This is a genomic window from Arthrobacter sp. sptzw32 (genome assembly GCF_059089735.1).
Map to the genome: position 1 here is coordinate 700,524 of NZ_JBNHEZ010000001.1, position 22,167 is coordinate 722,690.

Genomic DNA, 22,167 nt, shown 5'->3' on the forward strand with positions numbered 1-22,167 from the left:
AGTCGAGTCCCGATCATCCACTGAAAGAAGTGCACGGCGCGTGTTCAATTCACTCTCTGACCGGTTGACAGCAACCTTCAAAAATCTCCGCGGCAAGGGCCGCCTCACTGAGGCCGATGTTGACGCCACAGTGCGCGAGATCCGCCGCGCCCTCCTGGACGCCGACGTTGCCGTCCCCGTTGTCCGTGAATTCACAGCCCGGGTCCGCGAACGCGCCCTCGGCGCCGAAGTCTCCGGTGCTCTGAACCCCAGCCAGCAGATCGTCAAGATCGTCAACGAGGAACTGGTGGAGATCCTGGGCGGCGAAACACGCCGCATCCGCCTGGCCAAGAACGGCCCCACCATCATCATGCTGGCCGGCCTCCAGGGCGCCGGCAAGACCACCCTCGCCGGCAAGCTGTCCAAGTGGCTGAAGGCCCAGGGTCACAGCCCCATGCTGGTGGCCTGTGACCTGCAGCGCCCCAATGCCGTCACGCAGCTCCAGGTGGTTGGCGAGCGGGCCAAGGTGCCCGTCTTCGCGCCCCACCCCGGAGCAACGTACTCCGAGCTTGAGCACCCTGCCGGGGATCCGGTAGCGGTGGCCCGCGCCGGTGTTGAGGAAGCACGCCAGAAACTTCACGACGTCGTCATCGTGGACACCGCGGGCCGCCTGGGCGTCGATGCGGACATGATGGAGCAGGCACGGCAGATCCGCCGCGCCATTGTTCCCAACGAAGTCCTGTTCGTCATCGATGCCATGATCGGCCAGGACGCCGTCAACACGGCCCTCGCCTTCGATGAGGGCGTCAACTTCACCGGCATCGTGCTGTCCAAGCTGGACGGCGACGCCCGCGGCGGTGCCGCCCTCTCGGTCGCGTCGGTCACCGGCAAGCCCGTGATGTTTGCGTCCACCGGCGAGGGCCTGGACGACTTCGAACTCTTCCACCCGGACCGGATGGCCTCCCGCATCCTCGATATGGGTGATGTCCTCACGCTCATCGAGCAGGCCGAGAAGTCCTGGGACAAGGACGAAGCCGCCAGGATGGCGAAGAAGTTCGCCGACCAGGAGGACTTCACCCTGGACGACTTCCTGGCCCAGATGCAGCAGATCCGCAACATGGGCTCCATGAAGAAGATGCTCATGATGATGCCGGGCGCGCAGAACATCCGCCAGCAGCTCGAGCAGTTCGACGAGCGCGAAATCGACCGTGTCGAAGCCATTGTCCGGTCCATGACGCCGCACGAGCGCGTGGCTCCCAAGATCATCAACGGGTCCCGCCGGGCCCGAATCGCCCGCGGTTCCGGTGTGCACGTCTCAGAGGTCAACGGCCTTTTGGAGCGTTTTGCGCAGGCCCAGAAGATGATGAAGAAGATGGCCCAGGGCGGGATGCCCGGCATGCCCGGGATGCCGGGCATGCCCGGTGCGGGCGGCGGCGCGCGGAAGAACGCAAAGAACGCCCCCAAGAAAAAGGCCAAGTCCGGCAACCCTGCAAAGGCTGCGCAGGAGCGTAAGGATGCCGAAGCCCGCCGCGCAAACGCTGCCAAGGCACTGCCCACCGGAGCCGCCTTCGGCCAGCAGGGAGGCGACTTCGACCCTTCCCAGTTGAACCTGCCCAAGGGCTTTGACAAGTTCCTCGGCAAGTAACACGTCCGCAACCAGTCCGCGCCAAGGGTCGTTGTGAAGGGTTCACAGCGACACCGGGCGAAGCCCGGCTGTGAAGTCGGCGGAGTCGAATAGGGTTGGGTCATGTTCAAGCAGAGGGTAGTGTTCGTGCACGGTGCCGGCAGCTTCGGCTCCGCTGCCTGGCCGCGCCAGCACGGCATGGCACTGTCCTATGACGCACTGTTCCTGCGCCGCCATGGCTACGACCCCCTGGCGGAGCCTGTCCAGGCCTCTTTTGAAGAGGACACAGCCATTGTGCTGCGGTCCCTGGCTGACGACGGCAGGGGTGCTGCCGGAGGTCATGTCGTGGCACATTCGCAGGGAGCCATCGCGGCCATGATGGCCGCCGTGGAACGGCCCGACCTGGTCTTTTCCCTCACCTTGGTTGAGCCCGCCTGTCTGTCACTGACGGCCGAGCTGCCGGCCACGGCAGCGCACATCGGGCTGATGCAGCCCCTGTTCGACGTCCGGCAACAGATGAGCGACCAGGACTTCCAGCGCGAATTCGTCCGCAGGGTCTACGCCACGGACCTGCAGCAGCCGGCCACGGCGGAGGAAAAGCGATCCGCCAGGCGGCTCCGGCTTCAGGCCCCCTCCTGGGAAGCCCCGCTGCACATTGTCCCGGGCGTTCCCACCCTCGTCCTGACCGGAGGATGGGAGCCGCTCTACGAGGAGATCGCAGGTTACCTGCGGGAAACCGGGGCCCTGCACCGGACGGCGGCGGGAGGGCACCGGCCCCACGACTCCCTTGAAGGGGACCGCATCATCCGCTCATTTATCAGCGGCGTCAACCGGGTCCAGTCGGCGCAGGCCTCCTAGGCGTTCCGGTACCCCGCGGCGTTGTACGGGAGCCCATGGCCGCGGCCGGTAAGGGCTTCCGGACGGAAAGAGGCATGTGCATGGAAAAAACCATCCAGTTCACTGGAACCGTCCTGACTGGTCCCGACAGCCAGGAGCGCGGGCTGTGGTCCGTGGACGGAAGGCTCACGTTCCACCGGCCGCCAGGGAAGCCGGAACAAGTCCTGGACGGCTGGGTGCTTCCCGGATTCGTGGACGCCCACTGCCACATCGGGCTGGGACCCGGCGGCGCGGTGGACCCGGCGACGGCCGCGGAACAGGCCAGAACCGACCTGAACGCAGGCACACTGCTGGTCCGGGACGCCGGCTCCCCGGCTGACACGCGCTTCCTTCAGGACAGCCACGACGCGCCGGTACTGATCCGCGCCGGCAGGCATGTTGCCCGGACCCGGAGGTACCTGCGGGGCTTCGCTGAAGAAGTGGAACCGGACGGCCTTGTTGAAGCCGTCCGGAAGCAGGCCCGTGACGGCGACGGCTGGGTCAAGCTTGTGGGGGACTGGATCGACCGGGAGGCCGGCGACCTCGCGCCGTCGTTTCCCGCCGCCGCCGTCAGGGACGCCGTTCAGGCGGTGCATGACGAAGGCGCCCGGATTACCGCCCATTGCTTCGCCGAAGACACCCTGGACCAGATGCTGGACGCAGGCATCGACTGCATCGAACACGCCACCGGCCTCCTGCCGCGCCACCTCCCGCGGTTCGTGGAGCAGGGCGTCCCCATCGTCCCCACCCTCATCAACATCGCCGCGTTTCCGGACATCGCGGCGCAGGCGGAACCCAAGTTTCCCCGGTACGCCGCACACATGCGGACATTGTGGGAGCGCCGGGCTGAGCGGGTGCTGGAAGCGTATGAGGCGGGAGTGCGACTCTACGCCGGCACCGATGCCGGCAGCGTTATCCGGCATGGCAGGATCGCCGAAGAAATCCTCGCCCTCCACCACGCGGGACTGCCCATATCCGCCGCCCTTGATGCCGCCTGCTGGGGAGCACGCAACTGGCTGGGCGCCGAGGCGCTGCAGGAGGGGGCCCGTGCCGACGTCGTGCTGTGCCGGGAGGACCCGCGGAGGGTACCCGAGACCATCAGCGCGCCCGCGCATGTGGTCCTGGGAGGCCGCGTGCTTCGCTGATCCAGGGTATTCGGCTTCACCACTTGGAATAAATTGAAGCTTCAAGTAATTTTAACAGTCAAAGGCCTGCGTACCCCAAGGGCCCAAGGACCGGGAGAATTTGATGACTACAGAAGCCGCTACCCAGGATCTTCTTCCTGCCGAACTCACCATGGGCACCGTAATGCTCAAAGTGGGGGACATGAAGGTGATGACCGATTACTACCAGCGCGCCCTGGGGCTTGAGGTGGTCGCGGAACAGGACGGCGGGCTGTACTTGGGCCGGCTGCAAAAGCCCCTGGTGCACCTGGCGCCCGGGCCGGGGCTGAACCTCCCGGGCAGGGGAGAGGCCGGCCTCTTCCACACCGCCCTGCTGTTCGAAAACCAGGCAGACCTCGCGGCCACCATCGCCACTGCCGCCCAATTCGAACCCCGCTCCTTCACGGGCAGCGCCGACCACCTAGTCAGCGAAGCCTTCTACTTCAACGACCCCGAGGGCAACGGCATAGAGCTTTACTGGGACCGGCCCCGGAGCAACTGGTCATGGAACGGCACGGACGTGGTCATGGACAGCCTGGCCCTGCCACCGCAGCGCTACCTGGAACAGCACCTCACCGAGGAATCCCTTGAGCGCCAGCACGGCTCCGCGGCGGGAGTGGGCCACGTCCACCTCCAGGTGGGCGACGTCCAGTCGGCGCGCGACTTCTATGTGGGAATCCTTGGGTTCGAGAAAACCGCCGGCTGGCACGGGCAGGCGTTGTTCGTCTCGGCCGGCCGCTACCATCACCACATGGCCATGAACGTCTGGAACAGCCGTGGTGCCGGCCCGCGCAAGGACACCCTCGGCCTCGGCGAGGTGCTCATCGAGGTGCCGTCCGGCGACGACGTCGGGGCGCTGGCTGACAGGCTGAAGGTCGCGGGCGTGCCGGCGCACCACACCGGCGCCGAACTGCGGTTCGAGGATCCCTGGCGCAACCGCATCCGGGTAGCGGTCCACTAACGCCGGCGTGCCCGCGCCCAGGTCGGCCGCCGGGCAGCGGCGGGCTGTGTAATAGGCTGAAGCTGAACGGCCGGGGCGGCGGATGCCGATCTCCCCAAGGCCGTACCGTCGACGGAATGAGGGCAATTCCCATGGGCTTCACCGAAATCTTTGTGGCCACGCACGATGGCGCGCTTAAGCGCGCCGCACTCCTGGACCAGGGCGGACAGGCGCCTGCCGCCGACGCCGTCAGGATCCAGGGAATCAGCGATTTCGAAGTGGAACAGCTCGGTGACTTGGCGGGCACTGCTGTGCACGCCGGCGGGGCTGATTACGAGCTGACCATGGTGGATGTGGCCAGCGACTCGCTCCTGGCGGTCCCCGCAGCCATGGTCCGTGCCCTGGCGGACCTGCTCTCCTATGAAACCGAGGGGGAGGGCAACGTCCTCGACGACGTTGCCGAGCAGTGGGCCGCCCAGGACGACATGCCGTTTGGAGCAGACGAGGCACGCGGTTACGTTCAGCAGCTGGCAAAACTGGCCGGCGGAATCGACGATACGGAACGTACCGGCCTGTACGTCTGGTCCTCCTGACGCCCCCGAAGCATCCCGGGCAGCGGAAGGCGGGGCGCCAAGTCGAAATCCCGGCCTTCATCTGGCACAATAAACAGGTACTCGATCCGCGTGGCCCCTCTCTCCGCGTCCGGATCCTGTCCTTCGAACTCGCAAGTACGGCCCGCCCCACGGGTGCAGAACGCCGGGTTCAACCCCTTTCTGAAACAGGAGTGACCACAAAAGTGGCCGTAAAGATTCGCCTTAAGCGCTTTGGCAAAATGCGCGCACCGTACTACCGCATCGTCGTCGCGGACTCACGCACCAAGCGTGACGGCCGCGCCATCGAGGAGATCGGCAAGTACCACCCCACCGAAGAGCCCTCATACATCGAGGTCAACTCCGAGCGTGCCCAGTACTGGCTGTCCGTCGGCGCCCAGCCGTCCGAGCAGGTCGCCGCGATCCTCAAGATCACCGGTGACTGGCAGAAGTTCAAGGGCCTCCCGGGCCAGGAAGGCACCCTGAAGACCAAAGCTCCGAAGGACGCCTTCGTTGCTCCGGAAAAGGGTTCCGTGATCATCCCGGAAGCCATCACCAAGAAGGCATCCAAGTCTGACGCAGCCGAGGCACCGGCCGAGGCAGAGACCACCGAGGCTGAGTAAGTTGCTGGCAGAAGCGCTGGAACACCTGGTCCGGGGGATCGTCGATTCCCCGGATGACGTCAAGGTCAGCTCGAAGAGCAACCGCCGCGGGGACACCCTCGAGGTGCGGGTCCACCAGGACGACCTCGGCCGGGTGATCGGCCGTCAGGGCCGCACGGCACGCGCACTGCGCACCGTTGTGGCAGCCCTGGCCGGCGGCGAACCGGTAAGGGTCGACGTCGTCGACACCGACCGCCGCCGCTGAGCGCTCAGCACCACCAGTTTTGCTCCGGCCCCTCCACCAGCGGTGGAGGGGCCGGAGTGCTTTCCCCGGAACACCGCAACCACATTCAAGACAGAGGAACACATGCAGCTCCAGGTGGCACGAATCGGCAAACCCCACGGCATCCGCGGCGAAGTCACGGTCCAGGTACTGACCGACGCCCCTGAGGACCGGTTTGTGCCCGGTACTGAATTTGTGGTCGAACCGGTGTCCGCAGGCCCGCTCACCGTGAGCAGCGCCCGCTGGAACAAGGACATCCTCCTGCTGGGTTTCGACGAAATTGAAACCCGGAATGAAGCCGAAACGCTCCGCGGAGCCAAGCTCTTCATCGAAACCGAAGAGCTCGACGAGGACGATGACGAAGGCTGGTACGAGCACGAACTGGTCGGACTTGAGGCCCGCGTCGGCTCCCGCGTCGTAGGCAAGATAACGGCACTTAACACCATGCCTGTGCAGGACCTCCTGATGGTTACCACCCCGGATGGGAAAGAGCTTCTGATTCCGTTCGTCGAGCAGATCGTGCCCGAGGTCAACATCGAGGAAGGGTTCATCCTCCTCACTCCGCCCGACGGCCTCTTTAAAGTCAACTCGGACGATACCGCGGCGCCGGAAACTGAAGGCAAAGCGTAAATGCGGATCGACGTCTTCAGCATCTTTCCCGAGTACCTGGCGCCGCTGGAACTGTCGCTGATCGGCAAGGCGCGCCAGGACGGGCTGCTGGACCTCCGAGTCCACGATCTCCGCTCCTTCACCACGGACAGGCACCGGACGGTGGACGACACACCCTACGGTGGCGGCGCCGGAATGGTGATGAAGCCGGAACCCTGGGCGCAGGCACTGTCCTCCGTAGCCGCTGACCGTCCGGAAGCCGCCGGGAAGCCGGTCCTGATTGTTCCCTCGCCCGCCGGAGAGCGGTTTACGCAGGCCCTGGCCTACGAACTGGCCGGGGAGGAACACCTCACGTTTGCCTGCGGACGCTACGAGGGCATTGATGAGAGGGTCATCGAGTGGTCCCGGGAGCATTTCACCGTGCGCCCCGTCAGCCTGGGCGACTACGTCCTGAACGGCGGCGAGGTCGCCGTACTGGCCATGGTAGAGGCCATTGGCCGGCTCCTGCCGGGCGTCGTGGGCAACCCCGAGTCGCTGGTGGAGGAATCCCACTCGGACGGGCTGCTGGAATACCCGGTCTACACCAAGCCTTCCGTCTGGCGGGATCGTGTGGTGCCGGCCGTGCTCCTCAGCGGCAACCACGGGAAGATCGCCCAGTGGCGCCGCAGCGAGCAGTTCCGACGGACGGCGGAGCGCCGCCCGGACCTGCTCGAAACGTTCGACGCCGGGAAGCTGCCCCGCACGGACCGCGCCGCGCTGCAGGAACTGGGGTACGACGTCGTCGGCGGCCGGCTGGTGCGCCGCCCGGACGCGCCGGGTGAACACGCGGATTGATCGGGGACCGGCTCCGCCGGAAGGCTGCGTCAATTAGCCGTACCCGGCGGAGTGTGGCAAAATTGGTCCTTGTGTCTGCTGGGTCCGCACCTGCCACAGGGGGAGCGCAACCAACAGCTAAGACAACTGTCCTCTTCAATCAGTGCAAGGGGGCGGACCTACCTTTCGGCAGTAATTTCCGGCAGCGCTGCAAAGCGTCCGGGCTTGACTGCCGTGACCCAAAGTGAATGACCCGTGGCGTTCACCAGGAGTGCAAATCATGCATATTCTCGATTCCGTAGATGCAGCTTCGCTGCGCACCGATGTTCCCGAGTTCCGCGCGGGTGACACCCTCAAGGTCCACGTGAACATCATCGAAGGCAAGAACACCCGTGTCCAGGTATTCCAGGGCTTCGTCCTGGGCCGCCAGGGCAACGGCGTCCGCGAGACCTTCACGGTCCGCAAGGTTTCCTTCGGCGTCGGCGTGGAGCGTACCTTCCCGGTACACTCCCCGATCATCGAAAAGATCGAACTCGTCACCAAGGGTGACGTGCGCCGCGCCAAGCTTTACTACATGCGCGCACTGCGCGGTAAGGCTGCGAAGATCAAGGAAAAGCGCGACTTCAGCACCGCCAAGTAAGTCCTTCGCGGACCTACAAAGGCAGGGCCGCAGCCGTATCCGGCCAGCGCCGGAGCCATGCACCAGCGCCAGGATACGGACTTATGGACCACACAAAACGCCAGCCCGGGAAAAAGGGCTGGCGTTTTGTGTTCCTTGCCCTTGTCCTGGCCGTCGCCATCAGCGGGCTGGTCCGCTCGCTGTGGCTTGATGTGTACTTCATACCGTCCGAGTCCATGGAACCTCTGCTTGAAGGCGGGGACCGCATCCTGGTGTCCAGGACCGACTTCCGGGCCGAACCGATCCGCCGGGGCGACATCGTGGTGTTCGACGGACGCGGAACCTTCGCCCCGCTCAACAGCGGCAAGGGTCCGCTGGTGGACACCATTGCGGCAGCGGCGCAATGGCTTGGCCTTACCGGCAGCGACACCACCTACGTAAAACGGGTGATCGGCCTGCCCGGGGACACGGTAGTCTGCTGCGGGCCCGACGGGAAGATCACGGTCAACGGCCAGCCGCTGACTGAGCCCTACCTTTTCCCGGGAGACGCTCCCAGCACGCAAAAATTCGCTGCCGAGGTGCCGGACGGGCGGCTGTGGCTGCTGGGCGACCACCGCTCGCTGTCCGCTGATTCCCGGAGCCTGCTCGGCGCTCCCGGCGGGGGAATGGTTCCGGTGGACCGGGTTGTCGGCAGACCGGTCCAGATCATCTGGCCGCTTGATAGATTTGCTGAAGTACCTCGGCCGCCAGCGGCAGGAACCATAACAGAGAACGGACAGTAGATGCCCGAGAACCACGCGCGGACACCCGAACCGCGTCCCGACGGAGCTTCCGAGTCCCGGGCCGGCGCCGCACCTGAGGCAGCCGCCGCGGATTCCGGAGTACCTGCCCCCGAGGCGGCGGGCAGCCGCGCCGCAGCCAGGGCCGGGGAGAAGGCCGGCGGAAGCCAGGTGCTCGCCTGGCTGAAGGAAATTGCCACCGTGGTGGTGATCGCCGTGGTGCTCTCCTTCCTGATTAAGACCTTCCTGTTCCGTGCGTTCTTCATCCCTTCCGAGTCCATGGTCAACACTCTGGACATCGATGACCGGATCTTCGTCAACCTCCTGGTGCCCGAACCGTTCTCGTTGAGCCGCGGGGACGTCGTGGTCTTCCGCGACACCAAGGGCTGGTTGCCGGCTGCGGAGGAAAGGGCTGAAGGACCGTTCACCTGGGTCCAGGACGGCCTGACCTTCGTGGGCCTGCTCCCGGACAACTCCGAACAGCATCTGGTCAAGAGGGTCATCGGGCTGCCGGGGGACCATGTGGTCTGCTGTGATGCCGGCGGTAAACTGACCATTAATGGGACTGCCATTGACGAAAGCTACGTCAATTCCGCTGAGGTTCCACAGATCCGCAACTTCGATGTGACTGTCCCCGAAGGCAAGGTGTGGGTAATGGGCGACAACCGCAACCACTCCGCCGATTCCAGGGCCCATATGGACTCCGATGGCGGGTTCATCGACATCGCCGACCTCGAAGGCAAGGCCGCGGTCATCGCCTGGCCGTTGAACCGCATCACTGCCCTCGACAACCACGAGGACGTATTCGAGAACGTACCGGCGGCGCCCTGACCATGCCCTCCGCAGTTCAGGCCGGCGCCGCCAAGGCAAGGACCGGTTCCCCGAAGGCAGCCTCAAAAGCCCCTACCTTGAGGCACGAACGCACGTTCAAGGCCCAGGGAGCGCGGCTGGTTGCCGGCGTTGACGAAGTGGGACGCGGCGCCCTTGCAGGTCCGGTAAGTGTCGGAATCGCGGTGGTGGACCTGGAGCGCCAGAAGCCGCTCGCCGGTGTGAGGGACAGCAAGCTCCTTAGCCCCGCAGAACGGGAACGGCTGGACCCGCTGGTCCGGCGGTGGAGTGTCGCCTCGGCCGTGGGCCACGCGTCCGCGCAGGAAATCGATGACGTCGGCATCATCGCTGCCCTGCGGCTGGCCGGAACGCGGGCATGGCAGGAAATCCTGGCCGCGGGAGTCACCCCCGACCTGGTGCTTCTGGACGGAAGCCATAACTGGCTTTCACCCGCGGATCAACTGTCGCTGTTTGACGGGCCGGTTCTTGACGCCGGTTGCGACGCGCCTGTGCACACCAAGATCAAGGCCGACATGCAGTGCCAAAGCGTTGCCGCCGCCAGCGTCATCGCCAAGGTGGAGCGGGACAGGATGATGCGCGATCTTCACGCTGAGTACCCGGACTTCGGCTGGGACATCAACAAGGGCTACGCCACCGTCCTGCACCGGGATGTCCTTCGGGCGGCAGGGCCCACGCCCTACCACCGCGTAAGCTGGCGCCTGCTCGGCGGGGAGTTGCTGGACGGCGGGCTTGCCGGCGGGGACGAACCGGGGATCGAAGCCTGACTCCGTCCGGGCACGGCCACCAGCGGTACCGCCAATGGTGCAAGATGGAAACATGAGTGCTGAGGATCTTGAAAACTATGAAACCGACATGGAGCTGCAGCTCTACCGTGAATACCGCGACGTCGTCGGACTGTTCAGCTACGTTGTCGAGACCGAACGGCGCTTTTACCTGGCCAACCACGTGGACCTGCAGGCGCGCAGTGCCGACGGTGAGGTCTACTTCGACCTGACCCTGCAGGACGCCTGGGTATGGGATGTCTACCGGTCCGCCCGTTTTGTCAAAAGCGTCCGGGTCCTCACGTTCAAGGACGTCAACGTGGAAGAACTGCCGCGCAATGAGGAACTGGCCCTGCCCAAGGACGTCGACCTGGGCCAGTAGTCCCTGACATGCCTCGGCCTTCCGTGCGCTTCCGGCACTTCCTTAACTGCTGACTTTTCCTGCACAGGGGGCCTTAGTACACATAGGAAACAGGCCCCCTTACCTTTGCAACCCTGCAGCCTCAGGCTGGTTGCGGAGGTAGAAGATGAAATCAAAAGACCTGTTGGGCCGGCACGGCGAGGACCTCGCGGCCCGTTATCTTGAGTCGCTGGGCATGTTGGTGGTGGAGCGCAACTGGCGCTGCACCGAGGGCGAAATCGACATCGTGGCCCTCGACGGTGACGCCCTGGTTATTGCCGAAGTCAAAACGCGCCGTTCCCTCGACTACGGCCACCCTTTCGAAGCGGTGGGCCCGGAGAAGCTCGCACGACTTCACCGGCTCGGCTCCGCCTGGTGCCGGGACCGGGAGTTGCGGATGCCGCTGCGGCGCGTGGACGTGGTCGCAGTTGTGGACGACGGCGCCGGCGAACCCCTCGTGGAGCACCTCAAGGGGGTGGGATAAATGGCCCTCGGAAGAACGTACTCCATCGCGCTGGTGGGCCTCAACGGGTACATCGTGGAAGTTGAGGCTGATATCGGCCAAACGCTGCCGGCATTTGTGCTCCTCGGCCTGCCGGACGCTTCCCTGAACGAGGCCAAGGAACGCATCCGGTCTGCCGCCAAAAACTCAGGTATTCCGCTCAGCCGCCGGAAAATTACCGCGAACCTGATTCCTGCCTCCCTTCCTAAACGAGGGTCCGGGTTCGACCTCGCGGTCACCATGGCCGTGCTCCGCGCCGCGAACGATATCAAGCCCACCGGCAATACCGTCTTTATCGCGGAGCTGGGACTTGATGGCAGGCTGCGCCCGGTCCGTGGAATCCTTCCGGCCGTTATGGCGTCTGTGCAGGCAGGGTACCCGGACGTCGTTGTAGCACAGGCAAATCTTGCGGAGGCCGCCCTGGTGCCCGGCGCCAACGTCAGGGGATACCGGACCCTTGCCCGGCTGGCACTGGATTCCGGTGCAGACCCGCAGGAACTCGCGCTGGACTTCGAACCGGAAGACCCGGAGCTTCCCTGCGACGGTCAGGAGGAAGCGGCGGTGCATCCGGACATGGCGGACGTCTCAGGCCAGGGTGATGCCCGGCAGGCCCTCGAAGTCGCGGCCGCCGGAGCCCACCACCTGCTCCTGACCGGACCTCCCGGTGCCGGCAAAACAATGCTGGCGGAGCGCCTCCCCGGACTCCTGCCGGACCTGGGGGACCAGGAGGCCATGGAAGTCACTGCCATCCACTCACTGTGCGGCCTGCCGTCGTCATCGGTCCAGCTGCGGCGGCGGCCTCCCTTCGAAAGCCCGCACCACTCGGCTACGGCCGCAGCCATCATAGGCGGCGGTTCGGGCCTCCCCAGGCCAGGCGCTGCCTCCCGCGCGCACCGGGGCGTCCTGTTTTTGGACGAGGCGCCCGAGTACGAGCGCCGGGTGCTCGATGCCCTGCGCCAGCCCCTGGAAAGCGGTGAGCTGGTGATCCACCGATCCGCAGGAACAGCTGCCTACCCTGCCCGCTTCCAACTGGTCCTGGCAGCCAACCCCTGCCCCTGCGGCAAGGCCTCCGGCAAAGGGCTGGACTGCACCTGCACCCCCATGATGCGCAGGCGGTACCTTGCCCGGATGTCCGGGCCACTGCTGGACCGGGTGGATATCCAGCTGCAGGTAGAGCGGGTATCCCTGGCTGAGTTTGGTCAAGCGGGCGTGGAAGAGGATACCGCTTCCGTTGCCGCCCGCGTCCGAAATGCGCGCGGACGTCAGCTTGAACGGTTGATGCCCCTCGGACTGGAAACAAACTCGCAGGTGCCGGGGCGGGTGCTGCGCGGAGAACTGCGGCTCGCTCCGGCCGCCACCCGCATTCTCGACCATTCACTCGAGCGCGGTGTCCTCACCGCCCGTGGCTATGACCGTGTATTGCGCCTTGCCTGGACGCTGGCGGACCTTGGGCATCGGGAAAGGCCGGACACAAACGATATAGGGCAAGCTTTGGGCCTGCGGCAGGCAGCGGCGGTGGCCGCATGAATGGAACGGCAGTAGACACCGAGAGACTTTCCCGTGCGGCGCTTGCCCGGCTCATGGAGCCCCAGGACGCAGCAGGCCTGGCCCTCGTGCAGGTATGCGGGGCAGTGGACGCTCTCCGGATAGCCACCGGCCAGGTGGCAGCCGGGCCGGGGTTGGAACAGGAAGTCTCCGCGCTGCTCGCGGACAGTGGTTCCACTACCAGCTGGGCCGGGATGGCGGCAGCGATAAAACGCTGGCAGCCGCGGATCCCGGACCTCGCCCCGGAACGGGACCTCGCCACCGTGGCGCGGCTGGGCGGCAGGCTGATCATCCCCTCAGACGAGTTATGGCCGGTGCAGCTGGCCGACCTTGAAATTCAGGAACCGATCTGCCTGTGGTGGAGGGGACACGAGCAGCCTCTTCCCGCCGCAGACAAGTGCATCGCCCTGGTAGGGTCCCGCGACAGCACCAGCTACGGTGCGTCGGTGACGGGGGACATCGCCTACTCCCTCGCGCAGCGCGGCCTTACCGTGGTGTCCGGCGGAGCCTACGGCATTGACGCGCATGCCCACCGTGCCGCACTGGCGGGCGGTTCGAGCACCATGCCAACCATTGCCGTGATGGCCGGGGGCGTAGACCGCTTCTACCCGTCGGGCAACGAGGACCTCCTCCGCGCCGTCTGCAACCAGGGGGCGGTGATCGCGGAGGTTCCGCCGGGCTCGGCCCCCACCCGCTACCGCTTCCTTCAACGGAACAGACTCATCGCGGCTCTGTCCGCAGTGACCGTCGTGGTGGAGGCCCGATGGCGGTCCGGGGCGCTGAACACCGCACACCATGCCGAAACGCTCGGCCGCGCCGTCGGGGCTGTCCCCGGTTCTGTCCACAGTGCCAACTCCGCCGGCTGCCACCGGCTGCTGCGGGACGGGGGTGCCATCTGCGTTACTGACGCCGCAGAAATCGCTGAACTTGCAGCGCCCAGTGGAGGCGGGCTGCCAGAACCGCGCCGGGTTGCAGCGGAAGTCCAGGACGGGCTGACCCTGGAGGATCTGATCCTTCTGGATGCATTGCCGCTTCGCTCCACCACATCGGTAGAAAAACTATGCTCCGTCGCCGGCTTGAGCAACGAGTCCGTCCGCGCCGGGCTGGGCCGGCTCGGGCTGCTTGGGTTGGCTGTGTCCGAGAAAGGCGGCTGGAAGCGGGGCAAGGGGACAGCTTGAAAAGCTGGTCAAGGGCGGGACGCGACGCCGCGCAGGACGTACCGTGTCAGTCATCCGAACCGGACCAACAGCTGAGACAGTAGAAACGTGGAGAACCAGGAACTGCCGCCGGAGCTGAGTCAGGCATTGGATGCCTTCTCCAAATACCTGTCGGGGGAGCGGGCCATGTCCGCCCATACCCTGCGGGCGTACCTGGGGGACCTGCGCAGCCTCCTCGCCCATGCCGCCTCCGAAGGTGCCACCCGGCTGAAGGACCTTGAGCTCGGAACCCTCCGTCGCTGGCTCGGTGCGCAGAGCCAGATTGGTGTTGCCCGCTCCACTCTTGCCCGCCGGGCTGCCACCGCCCGTTCCTTTACGGCCTGGGCCCTCAGGGAAGAGCTCATCGACCTGGACCCCGCTTTGCGCCTCAAGGCCCCCAAACGGGAACAGAGCCTGCCCGGTGTCCTGCAGTCACAGCAACTGGTGCGGCTGCTCACCAGCCTCGAGGAGGCCGCTGCCGGCGGCGAGCCGATGCCGGTCCGGAACCGGGCCATCGTCGAACTGCTCTATGCCACAGGCATCCGGGTCGGCGAGCTCGCAGGACTGGACATCGATGACCTCGACCCCGACCGCCGTACCCTCCGTGTTATCGGCAAAGGCAACAAGGAACGCACCGTTCCTTACGGGGTTCCGGCGGCACTGGCCCTGGACGACTGGCTGCGGCGCGGCCGGCCGCTGCTTGCCAGGGACAACAGCGGCCCAGCCCTCTTCCTTGGCTCCAGGGGCGGCCGGGTGGACCAGCGGCAGGTCCGGGAGCTGGTCAACAAGCTCCTGGAGGCGCTGGGAGACACGTCGGCGTCGGGCCCGCACGCCCTTCGCCACTCGGCCGCCACCCACTTACTGGACGGGGGCGCTGACCTCCGGGCCGTGCAGGAAATCCTGGGCCACAGCAGCCTCGCGACCACCCAGATTTACACCCATGTCTCGGTGGACCGGCTGCGGAAAAGCTACCAGCAGGCTCATCCCAGGGCCTGAATCCAAACCCTGCGGGCTTATACTGCCGGTGCGAATCGCACTGGCGTAATTACGCGCCGTACGGCACAATAAGAGTCACGTCCGGCAACTTTCAAGTCCCGCTTGAGGCTCCTTTGCTTCGTGCGGACCAGCAAGTCCGGACACTGTTATTGCTGAACAAGTGAATACCGGCTGGGAGCAGTCCCCGCAGAGCAGGGCACAGCAGTTCCATCCAGGCAGAGGTCGTTGGGGAAGACGTACCTAGAGCTATGGAGGATGGAATGTCTGTTGCAATGACCCGCGGTGTGCTGTTTGTTCACTCAGCCCCTACTGCTTTGTGCCCCCACGTGGAGTGGGCCATCGGCTCCGTCGTGGATAAGCGGACGGATCTTGAGTGGACCCCTCAGCCTGCTGCGCCCGGCATGTTCCGGGCTGAGCTGTCCTGGACCGGCGCTCCCGGTACAGGGGCCCAGCTGGCCTCATCCCTGCGGGGATGGGCGCACCTCCGCTATGAGGTCACGGAGGAACCGAGCCAGGGCGTTGACGGCGGCCGATGGTCACACACGCCCGAGCTCGGGATTTTCCATGCCGTCACCGACGTCCACGGCAACATCATGGTCTCAGAAGACAGAATCCGTTATGCCTACGAGTCGGGCGCAGGCGATCCCGCCGCGGTGTACCACGAGCTGTCCCTGGCACTTGGCGAGGCCTGGGATGAGGAGCTGGAACCCTTCCGCCATGCTGCCGAGGGCGCCCCTGTCCGCTGGCTCCACCAGGTGGGCTGACGGCCAGGCCGCCGGCCGCCGTCGTCTATCCCCAACGCAGGCAACAGCAGCAGCAGTAGAACCAGGAAGCAGTCTCCATAGCAAACAGGAGGCCCCGCCAGCCGGCGGGGCCTCCTGTTGTGTACCGGGGTGAGCCCGGGCCGGAGACTAAACGCTGCGCACCGCAACTACGGCGTTGTGTCCGCCGAAGCCGAAGGAGTTGCTCAGGGCCACGATGTTGCCGGCAGGCAAGTCACGTGCGGAGGTGACCACATCGAGCGGAATCTCCGGGTCCTGGTTTTCAAGGTTGATGGTGACGGGCGCCTTCCGGTCGTAGACCGCGAGCACGGTGAGCACGGCCTCAACGGCACCGGAGGCACCAAGAAGGTGGCCCATCTGTGATTTGGTAGCGGATACGGCTACGTTGTCGAGCTGGTTGCCCAGGGCGGCCCGAAGGGCGGTGTACTCGGGCTTGTCACCGACGGGGGTGGAGGTGGCGTGGGCGTTCACATGGACCACGTCCTCCGCCTGAATGCGGCCGTCGAACATGGCTGCCTTGAGGGCACGGGTTGCACCGAGGCCCTCAGGGTCCGGAGCAGTGATGTGGTAGGCGTCAGCCGTAACGGAGGTGCCGGCGAGCTCGCCGTAGATCCGGGCTCCGCGGGCCAGGGCATGTTCCTCGGCTTCGAGGACCAGGGCGCCTGCGCCTTCGCCCATCACGAAGCCGTCACGGCCCAGGTCGTACGGACGGGACGCAGCCTGCGGGTCGTCGTTGCGGCGGGACAGGGCCTGCATGGAAGCAAACGCCGCCAGGGGCATCGGGTGGATAGCTGCTTCGGCGCCGCCGCACATCACCACGTCTGCCTTGCCCGAACGGATCAGGTCCAGGCCCAGGTGCATGGCTTCGGTGCCGGAGGCGCAGGCGGATACCGGGGTGTGCGCGCCGGCGCGGGCACCGAGGTCAAGGCTGACGGCCGCGGCAACACCGTTGGGCATCAGCATGGGAACGGTCATGGGGAGGACGCGGCGGGGGCCTTTTTCCTTCAATGTGTCCCAGGCATCGAGCAGGGTCCAGACCCCGCCGATGCCGGTGGCGAAGGCGACCGCCAGCCGGTCTTTGTCGAACTCGGTGATGCCGGAGTCTGCCCAGGCCTCACGGGCGGCAATGACGCCGAACTGGGTGGAGGGGTCCATCCGCTTGGCTTCGACCCTGCTCAGGACGTCGACGGCGGGCGTGCTGCAGCGGGCTGCGAAGTGGACGGGAAGTTCGTACTTGGCTACCCAGTCGTCCTCCAGGGTGCGGGCACCGGAGACCCCCTTGAGCGCGTTGTTCCACATCGTGGGTACATCGCCGCCGATGGGTGTGGTGGCACCCAGACCGGTGATGACTACTTTGCGTGTCATGGGATCACTCTTTCGTCGGTGGGGATTCCTGCCCGGGTTTTCCCGAGGGTCCCGCATGGTGGTGGTCGGCACTGTCCCGCGTGGAGCGGGGTGCCGGAAAAGTGCTGCGGGCTGCCGGTCCGGCTGTCCGGACCGGCAGCCCGCGAGGCCGATAAACGGCGGAAGCTGTGACTAGGCCTGTGCTCCGGCGATGAAGCTGACGGCGTCCCCGACGGTCTTGAGGTTCTTGACCTCTTCGTCCGGGATGCGCACGCCAAACTTCTCCTCAGCGTTGACCACGATGGTCATCATGGAGATGGAGTCAATGTCCAGGTCCTCGGTGAAGGACTTGTCCAGCTCTACGGCCTCCGGGGCAAGTCCGGTTTCCTCGTTGACGATTTCAGCCAAGCCGGCCAGGATCTCTTCGTTGCTAGCCATGTGATGGCTCCTTTTCTTGTTATTGCCGGCAGGGGCTGCCGGAAACGGTCCAGGACGCGGTTGCGGCCTGTGGGGGCGTTGCTAGGGAAGGACAACTACCTGCGCGCCGAAAACGAGCCCGGCGCCGAAGCCGATCTGGAGGGCCAGCCCGCCGCTCAGTTCCGGCTTCTCCACGAGGAGGCGGTGCGTGGCCAGTGGAATGGACGCCGCAGAAGTGTTTCCTGCATCGGCAATGTCCCGTGCCACTGTAACGGTCTCGGGCAGCTTCAGTTTCTTCACCATTTCATCAATGATGCGCATGTTGGCCTGGTGCGGAATGAAAGCCACGAGGTCTTCCGCTTCCACGCCGGCTGCGTCCAGGGCCTGCTGGGCCACCTTGGCCATTTCCCAGACTGCCCAGCGGAAGACCGTCTGGCCGTCCTGCCGCAGCGTGGGGTAAAGCTCCTGGGCTTCCTCAAGCAGTGCAAGGTCTCCGGTGGAGTCGGACTGCCGGGCGGCCATGCCGAGGTCGCGGACATCGAGCATGGAGCGGGTCATGCCGATGGCTTCCCACTTGCTGCCGTCCGAGCCCCAGACCGAGGGCGAGATACCGGGAGTTTCCGAGGGGCCGATGACGACGGCGCCGGCCCCGTCCCCGAGCAGGAAGGAGATGGTGCGTTCCCGGTTATCGATGACGTCGGACAGCTTCTCCGCGCCCACCACCAGGACGTACTTCGCGGTGCCGGAGCGGACCAGAGCATCGCCCTGGGCGATGCCGTAGCAGTAGCCGGCGCAGGCCGCGGAGATGTCGAAGGCGGGCGCCGGGGTGGCGCCAAGGCGGTCCGCGAGGCTGGCCGCGGCGGACGGCGTGGCGTAGGGGTGCGTGACCGTGGAAACGATGACAGCGCCGAGGTCCGAGGCTTCAATTCCGGCCTTTTCCATGGCCTCGCGGGCAGCGCCCTCGGCCATGTCGATGACGCTGACATCAGCGGAGGCACGGTGCCTGGTTACGATGCCGGTCCGCTGGCGGATCCACTCATCGGAGGAATCGATCCACTGGCAGACATCTTCGTTGGTGACGATGACATCCGGCCGGTATGCACCGAGGCCGAGGATGCGGGTGTGTTCCTGAAGGGGAGCCTGTTTCAGTGTGGGGACGCTCATGCGTTGCCCTCCAGTTCTGCGAAGAGCGCCAGGGCGGCGGAAAGATCATCGGGGGTCTTGACCGCAACGGTCTTGACACCAGGCATGCCGCGCTTGGCAAGCCCGGCCAGGGTTCCGGCAGGAGCAAGCTCAATGACGCCGGTGACACCGCGCCGCACCAGGCTTTCCATGCACAGGTCCCAGCGGACGGGACGCGATACCTGGGCGATCAAGCTGTCAACTGCGGCCTGACCGTCGGTGACTTCCCCGCCGTCGTAATTGGACAGCAGGGGCATTTTGGGTGCCTGCGGCTTCAGCGCCGGCGCCAGTTCCGTGAGGGCGCTGACGGCAGGGGACATGTGGCTGGTGTGGAACGCGCCGGCCACCTTGAGCGGGATGACGCGGGCTTTGGCCGGCGGGTTGTCAGCGAGGGCCTTGAGCTGGTCGAAGGTGCCTGCGGCCACAGTCTGGCCGGCGCCGTTGACGTTCGCGGGGGTCGCGCCGGCGGCTTCGATGGCTGTCAGCACCTCGGCGGGGTCCCCGCCCACCACGGCACTCATGCCGGTGGGAGTGACTGCCGCGGCGGCGGCCATGCTGTTGGCGCGCTCCCGGACGAAGGTCATGGCTTCCTGTTCCGTCAGGACGCCCGCAAGGGCCGAAGCGGTGATCTCACCAACGGAATGGCCTGCGAGGATGACCGGCAGGGAGCCGAGTTCGACGTCGAAGAGGGACGCTGCGGCCACCAGCCCGGCGGCAACAATCAGGGGCTGCGCCACGGCAGTGTCCTTGATCGTTTCCTCGTCCGAGGTGGTGCCGTGGGCAATCAGGTCGATGCCTGCGATGTCGCTCAGGGTGGCCAGGTGGCCTGCCACCGGGGGCAGTTCCAGCCAGGGGGCCAGAAAACCCGGGGTTTGCGAGCCCTGTCCAGGGCAGACTATTGCAAGCACGTATCCAGCTTTCCAAATTACTGTGTGATTCAGCGGTGTTTGTCCGCACCAAGCTCACGGGGTCAGGTTGTAGGAAGTCTACAACGGTTCAGGGCTGGTTCCGCGACGGTTGACGCTCAACAGCGGCTTTGGGCGGGGCGGAAAGCCGGCCAACCACAAGGGCGGCCTGGAGCACAAACGCCTCCCGGGGAAGGAGCGGGTCCCAGCCGGTGACGTCGCAGACACGCTTCAGCCGGTATCTCACCGTGTTGGCATGGACGAAGAGTTCCCGGGCTGTTGCCTCCAGGGAATGACCCAGTTCCAGGTACGTTCCCAAGGTTTCCACCAACCCGTTGGAGGCGGCCAGGAGCGGGCGGTAGATGTTTTTCACCAGCGAGCGGCGGGCGGCGTCATCACCTGAAATCACCCGCTCGGGAAGCAGGTCGTCGGCGGCAACAGGCCGGGGCGCGGAGGGCCACGCCCGGGCTGCTGTCAGGCCGGCGAAGGCGGATTGGGCCGAGCCGCTGGCCTCGAGCAGGGAGCCGGCTTCGGGCCCGTACACCACGGGCCCGGGAGCGAACATGTCGCTGAGCTTGACGTATGCGGTTTCCCGATCCGAAACGCCGCCCAGGATCAGGATCAGGCGGTCACCCTGAATTCCCACGAGGGCATCTTCGGCGTAACGGCCTGCCATCCGGCGGAGCTCGCTGACATAGCTGGCGCTTGGTTCAGAGGGCGAGTTGCCCACCATTACGGTGAACCGTTCCTGTGCCTTCCAGCCCAGGGCGGCGATCCTTGAGCGCAGGGCGTCGGTGTTCTCGCCGCGGAGGATGGCATCCACGATCAGCGCTTCCAGCCGGGTGTCCCAGGAGCCGCGTGATTCGGCGGCACGTGCATAAACATCGGCCGCGGCAAACGCCACTTCGCGGGAATACCGAAGTACGGCCTCGCGCAGGGAAGGCTGGTCGGCCTCCGGAGCGATGACCGGCACCTGTTCCTCCACCACCTCCACCACGATCCGGATCAGCTGCAGCGCCTTCTGCAGACTGATGGACCGGGTCAGTTCTGTCGGGGCTGTCCCGAAAACGTCGGTGAGGATCCAGGAGGGGGAACTGGGGCGTTCATACCAGGTGACAAAGGCGGCGATGCCATTCTGGGCAACCATGCCAAGAGCGGAACGTTCATCGGAGCTGAGCCGGCCGTACCAGGGCAGCGATTTCTCCAGCTCCCGCAGGGTGGTGGTGGAAAGCTGGCCCACGTTTGCCCGCAGCTTTTTGAGTGTTTCGGATTTCTCCGGGGTGACGCCCGGCGGGGACGGTTTGCGCTTGGCGGACGGGGCGGCTGGTGCTGGCATTCTTTGAGCATACGGCTACTGCCCGGCAAGCTCCATTTGTGCAAAGGCTACAATCCCGTTGGTTCTGCGTCACAGCCTGTCCGTGCCTATAAAGAGACGACGGCGGCCCCCCGCCTTTCGGTGAGGGGCCGCCGTCGTCTGTTGCTTGACCCGGAGTTACCTACAGCTCCCGAGGCTTCACGTGCCCGCAATTCCCGGTATCTGCAAACAAGTTCACGGGGAGAGTGTCAGGACTCGCCTCCGGCGTTGCCGGTGGAACCGGCATTGACGTTGTGCAGCCGATACTTGTCGATGGCCTTCATCGGTGCCTGCGCGTCGACCTCACCACGGCGGGCCAGCATCTCCAGGGAACGCACCACGATGGAGTGGATGTCGTTTTTGAAGAAGCGGCGGGCTGCGGCGCGGGTGTCGGAGAAGCCGAAGCCGTCGGCGCCGAGGGTGGCGAATTCGTTGGGGACGAATTGGCGGATCTGGTCCGGGACGGCTTTCATGTAGTCCGAGACGGCGACGACGGGTCCGGTGGCGCCTTCGAGTTGTTTGGTGACGAACGGAACGCGGGCGGGCTGGCCGGGGTTGAGGAAGGCTTCTTCTTCGGCGGCCATGCCGTCGCGGCGCAGTTCGTTCCAGGACGTCACGGACCAGACGTCTGCGGAGACGCCCCAGTCATCGGCCAGGAGCTGCTGGGCTTCCAGGGCCCAGGGCACGGAGACGCCGGAGGCGAGGATCTGGGTCCGGGGACCGTCGATCTTTGCCGGGTTGAGCAGGTAGATGCCCTTGAGGACACCTTCGACGTCGAGTTCTTCGGGTTCGGCCGGCTGGGTGATGGGTTCGTTGTAGACCGTGAGGTAGTACATCAGGTTCCGGTCATCTGATTCCGGCCCGTACATGCGTTCGAGGCCGTGACGGATGATGTGGCCCATTTCGTAGCCGTAGGCGGGGTCGTAGGTGACCACGGCGGGGTTGGTGGAGGCCAGGAGGGGGGAGTGGCCGTCGGCGTGCTGGAGGCCTTCGCCGGTGAGGGTGGTCCGTCCTGCGGTGGCGCCGATGATGAACCCGCGGGTCATTTGGTCTGCTG

General features: G+C 65.7%; 25 protein-coding genes. 19 read left to right on the forward strand and 6 right to left on the reverse strand.

Going from position 1 to position 22,167, the window contains the following annotated elements:
* Positions 1–40: 40 nt before the first annotated feature.
* The 19 genes from ffh to AC5RVN_RS03435 all read left to right on the forward strand — a co-directional run bounded on the left by ffh (position 41) and on the right by AC5RVN_RS03435 (position 15,890).
* The gene (gene ffh, locus AC5RVN_RS03345; protein WP_494039958.1) at positions 41–1,624 is read left to right on the forward strand and encodes a signal recognition particle protein; all 1,584 of its coding nucleotides are present in this window, start codon (positions 41–43) and stop codon (positions 1,622–1,624) included.
* Between the two features lie 102 nt (positions 1,625–1,726).
* Positions 1,727–2,461 (forward strand): alpha/beta hydrolase, encoded by a 735-nt coding sequence (locus AC5RVN_RS03350; protein ID WP_494039957.1) that lies wholly within the window; start codon positions 1,727–1,729, stop codon positions 2,459–2,461.
* Between the two features lie 80 nt (positions 2,462–2,541).
* The gene (locus AC5RVN_RS03355; RefSeq protein ID WP_494106306.1) at positions 2,542–3,624 is read left to right on the forward strand and encodes an amidohydrolase family protein; all 1,083 of its coding nucleotides are present in this window, start codon (positions 2,542–2,544) and stop codon (positions 3,622–3,624) included.
* Between the two features lie 103 nt (positions 3,625–3,727).
* Positions 3,728–4,603, forward strand: a complete 876-nt coding sequence (locus AC5RVN_RS03360) for a VOC family protein (RefSeq protein ID WP_494039955.1) — start codon at positions 3,728–3,730, stop codon at positions 4,601–4,603.
* A 131-nt stretch (positions 4,604–4,734) separates the two neighbouring features.
* Entirely contained in the window at positions 4,735–5,175 is a 441-nt protein-coding gene (locus AC5RVN_RS03365; protein WP_494106402.1) for a hypothetical protein, read from the forward strand.
* 203 nt (positions 5,176–5,378) lie between these two features.
* Entirely contained in the window at positions 5,379–5,795 is a 417-nt protein-coding gene (gene rpsP, locus AC5RVN_RS03370; RefSeq protein WP_494039954.1) for a 30S ribosomal protein S16, read from the forward strand.
* 1 nt (position 5,796) lies between these two features.
* Positions 5,797–6,039: an RNA-binding protein gene (locus AC5RVN_RS03375; protein WP_013601399.1), complete on the forward strand. Its 243-nt coding sequence runs from the start codon at positions 5,797–5,799 to the stop codon at positions 6,037–6,039.
* 102 nt (positions 6,040–6,141) lie between these two features.
* Positions 6,142–6,687, forward strand: a complete 546-nt coding sequence (gene rimM / locus AC5RVN_RS03380; protein ID WP_494137072.1) for a ribosome maturation factor RimM — start codon at positions 6,142–6,144, stop codon at positions 6,685–6,687.
* The gene (gene trmD, locus AC5RVN_RS03385) at positions 6,688–7,500 is read left to right on the forward strand and encodes a tRNA (guanosine(37)-N1)-methyltransferase TrmD (RefSeq protein WP_494137073.1); all 813 of its coding nucleotides are present in this window, start codon (positions 6,688–6,690) and stop codon (positions 7,498–7,500) included.
* Positions 7,501–7,759: 259 nt separating this feature from the next.
* Positions 7,760–8,119 (forward strand): 50S ribosomal protein L19, encoded by a 360-nt coding sequence (rplS, locus tag AC5RVN_RS03390; protein WP_494039951.1) that lies wholly within the window; start codon positions 7,760–7,762, stop codon positions 8,117–8,119.
* A gap of 83 nt (positions 8,120–8,202) precedes the next feature.
* The gene (gene lepB / locus AC5RVN_RS03395) at positions 8,203–8,880 is read left to right on the forward strand and encodes a signal peptidase I (RefSeq protein ID WP_494137074.1); all 678 of its coding nucleotides are present in this window, start codon (positions 8,203–8,205) and stop codon (positions 8,878–8,880) included.
* Complete coding sequence (lepB, locus tag AC5RVN_RS03400) at positions 8,881–9,708, forward strand: signal peptidase I (protein WP_494039949.1); 828 nt, start codon at positions 8,881–8,883, stop codon at positions 9,706–9,708.
* 2 nt (positions 9,709–9,710) lie between these two features.
* Positions 9,711–10,490, forward strand: a complete 780-nt coding sequence (rnhB, locus tag AC5RVN_RS03405) for a ribonuclease HII (protein WP_494137075.1) — start codon at positions 9,711–9,713, stop codon at positions 10,488–10,490.
* A 52-nt stretch (positions 10,491–10,542) separates the two neighbouring features.
* Positions 10,543–10,869, forward strand: a complete 327-nt coding sequence (locus tag AC5RVN_RS03410) for a DUF2469 domain-containing protein (protein WP_013601392.1) — start codon at positions 10,543–10,545, stop codon at positions 10,867–10,869.
* A 145-nt stretch (positions 10,870–11,014) separates the two neighbouring features.
* Positions 11,015–11,371, forward strand: a complete 357-nt coding sequence (locus tag AC5RVN_RS03415) for a YraN family protein (protein WP_494137076.1) — start codon at positions 11,015–11,017, stop codon at positions 11,369–11,371.
* Entirely contained in the window at positions 11,372–12,916 is a 1,545-nt protein-coding gene (locus AC5RVN_RS03420) for a YifB family Mg chelatase-like AAA ATPase (protein WP_494137077.1), read from the forward strand.
* Positions 12,913–14,112, forward strand: coding sequence for a DNA-processing protein DprA (dprA, locus tag AC5RVN_RS03425; RefSeq protein ID WP_494137078.1), 1,200 nt, complete (start codon positions 12,913–12,915; stop codon positions 14,110–14,112). The genes AC5RVN_RS03420 and dprA overlap by 4 nt, the downstream gene beginning before the upstream one ends.
* An 87-nt stretch (positions 14,113–14,199) precedes the next feature.
* Positions 14,200–15,126, forward strand: a complete 927-nt coding sequence (locus AC5RVN_RS03430) for a tyrosine recombinase XerC (RefSeq protein ID WP_494106399.1) — start codon at positions 14,200–14,202, stop codon at positions 15,124–15,126.
* Positions 15,127–15,386: 260 nt separating this feature from the next.
* On the forward strand, positions 15,387–15,890 hold the full coding sequence (locus tag AC5RVN_RS03435) for a DUF3145 domain-containing protein (protein WP_104042113.1): 504 nt from the start codon (positions 15,387–15,389) through the stop codon (positions 15,888–15,890).
* 147 nt (positions 15,891–16,037) lie between these two features.
* On the opposite strand, the gene AC5RVN_RS03440 is transcribed toward AC5RVN_RS03435, so the two are convergent.
* The 6 genes from AC5RVN_RS03440 to AC5RVN_RS03465 all read right to left on the reverse strand — a co-directional run.
* The gene (locus AC5RVN_RS03440; RefSeq protein ID WP_494039943.1) at positions 16,038–17,273 is read right to left on the reverse strand and encodes a beta-ketoacyl-[acyl-carrier-protein] synthase family protein; all 1,236 of its coding nucleotides are present in this window, start codon (positions 17,271–17,273) and stop codon (positions 16,038–16,040) included.
* A 171-nt stretch (positions 17,274–17,444) separates the two neighbouring features.
* Positions 17,445–17,690 (reverse strand): acyl carrier protein, encoded by a 246-nt coding sequence (locus tag AC5RVN_RS03445; protein ID WP_009359314.1) that lies wholly within the window; start codon positions 17,688–17,690, stop codon positions 17,445–17,447.
* Positions 17,691–17,771: 81 nt separating this feature from the next.
* Complete coding sequence (locus AC5RVN_RS03450) at positions 17,772–18,833, reverse strand: beta-ketoacyl-ACP synthase III (protein WP_494039942.1); 1,062 nt, start codon at positions 18,831–18,833, stop codon at positions 17,772–17,774.
* On the reverse strand, positions 18,830–19,759 hold the full coding sequence (locus AC5RVN_RS03455) for an ACP S-malonyltransferase (RefSeq protein ID WP_494137079.1): 930 nt from the start codon (positions 19,757–19,759) through the stop codon (positions 18,830–18,832). Before AC5RVN_RS03455 ends, AC5RVN_RS03450 begins: the two co-directional genes overlap by 4 nt.
* 88 nt (positions 19,760–19,847) lie before the next feature.
* Positions 19,848–21,092, reverse strand: coding sequence for a PucR family transcriptional regulator (locus tag AC5RVN_RS03460; protein WP_494039940.1), 1,245 nt, complete (start codon positions 21,090–21,092; stop codon positions 19,848–19,850).
* A gap of 227 nt (positions 21,093–21,319) precedes the next feature.
* Positions 21,320–22,167 (reverse strand): transketolase-like TK C-terminal-containing protein (locus tag AC5RVN_RS03465; protein ID WP_494137080.1); only part of this gene is annotated, 848 nt, incomplete at its 5' end.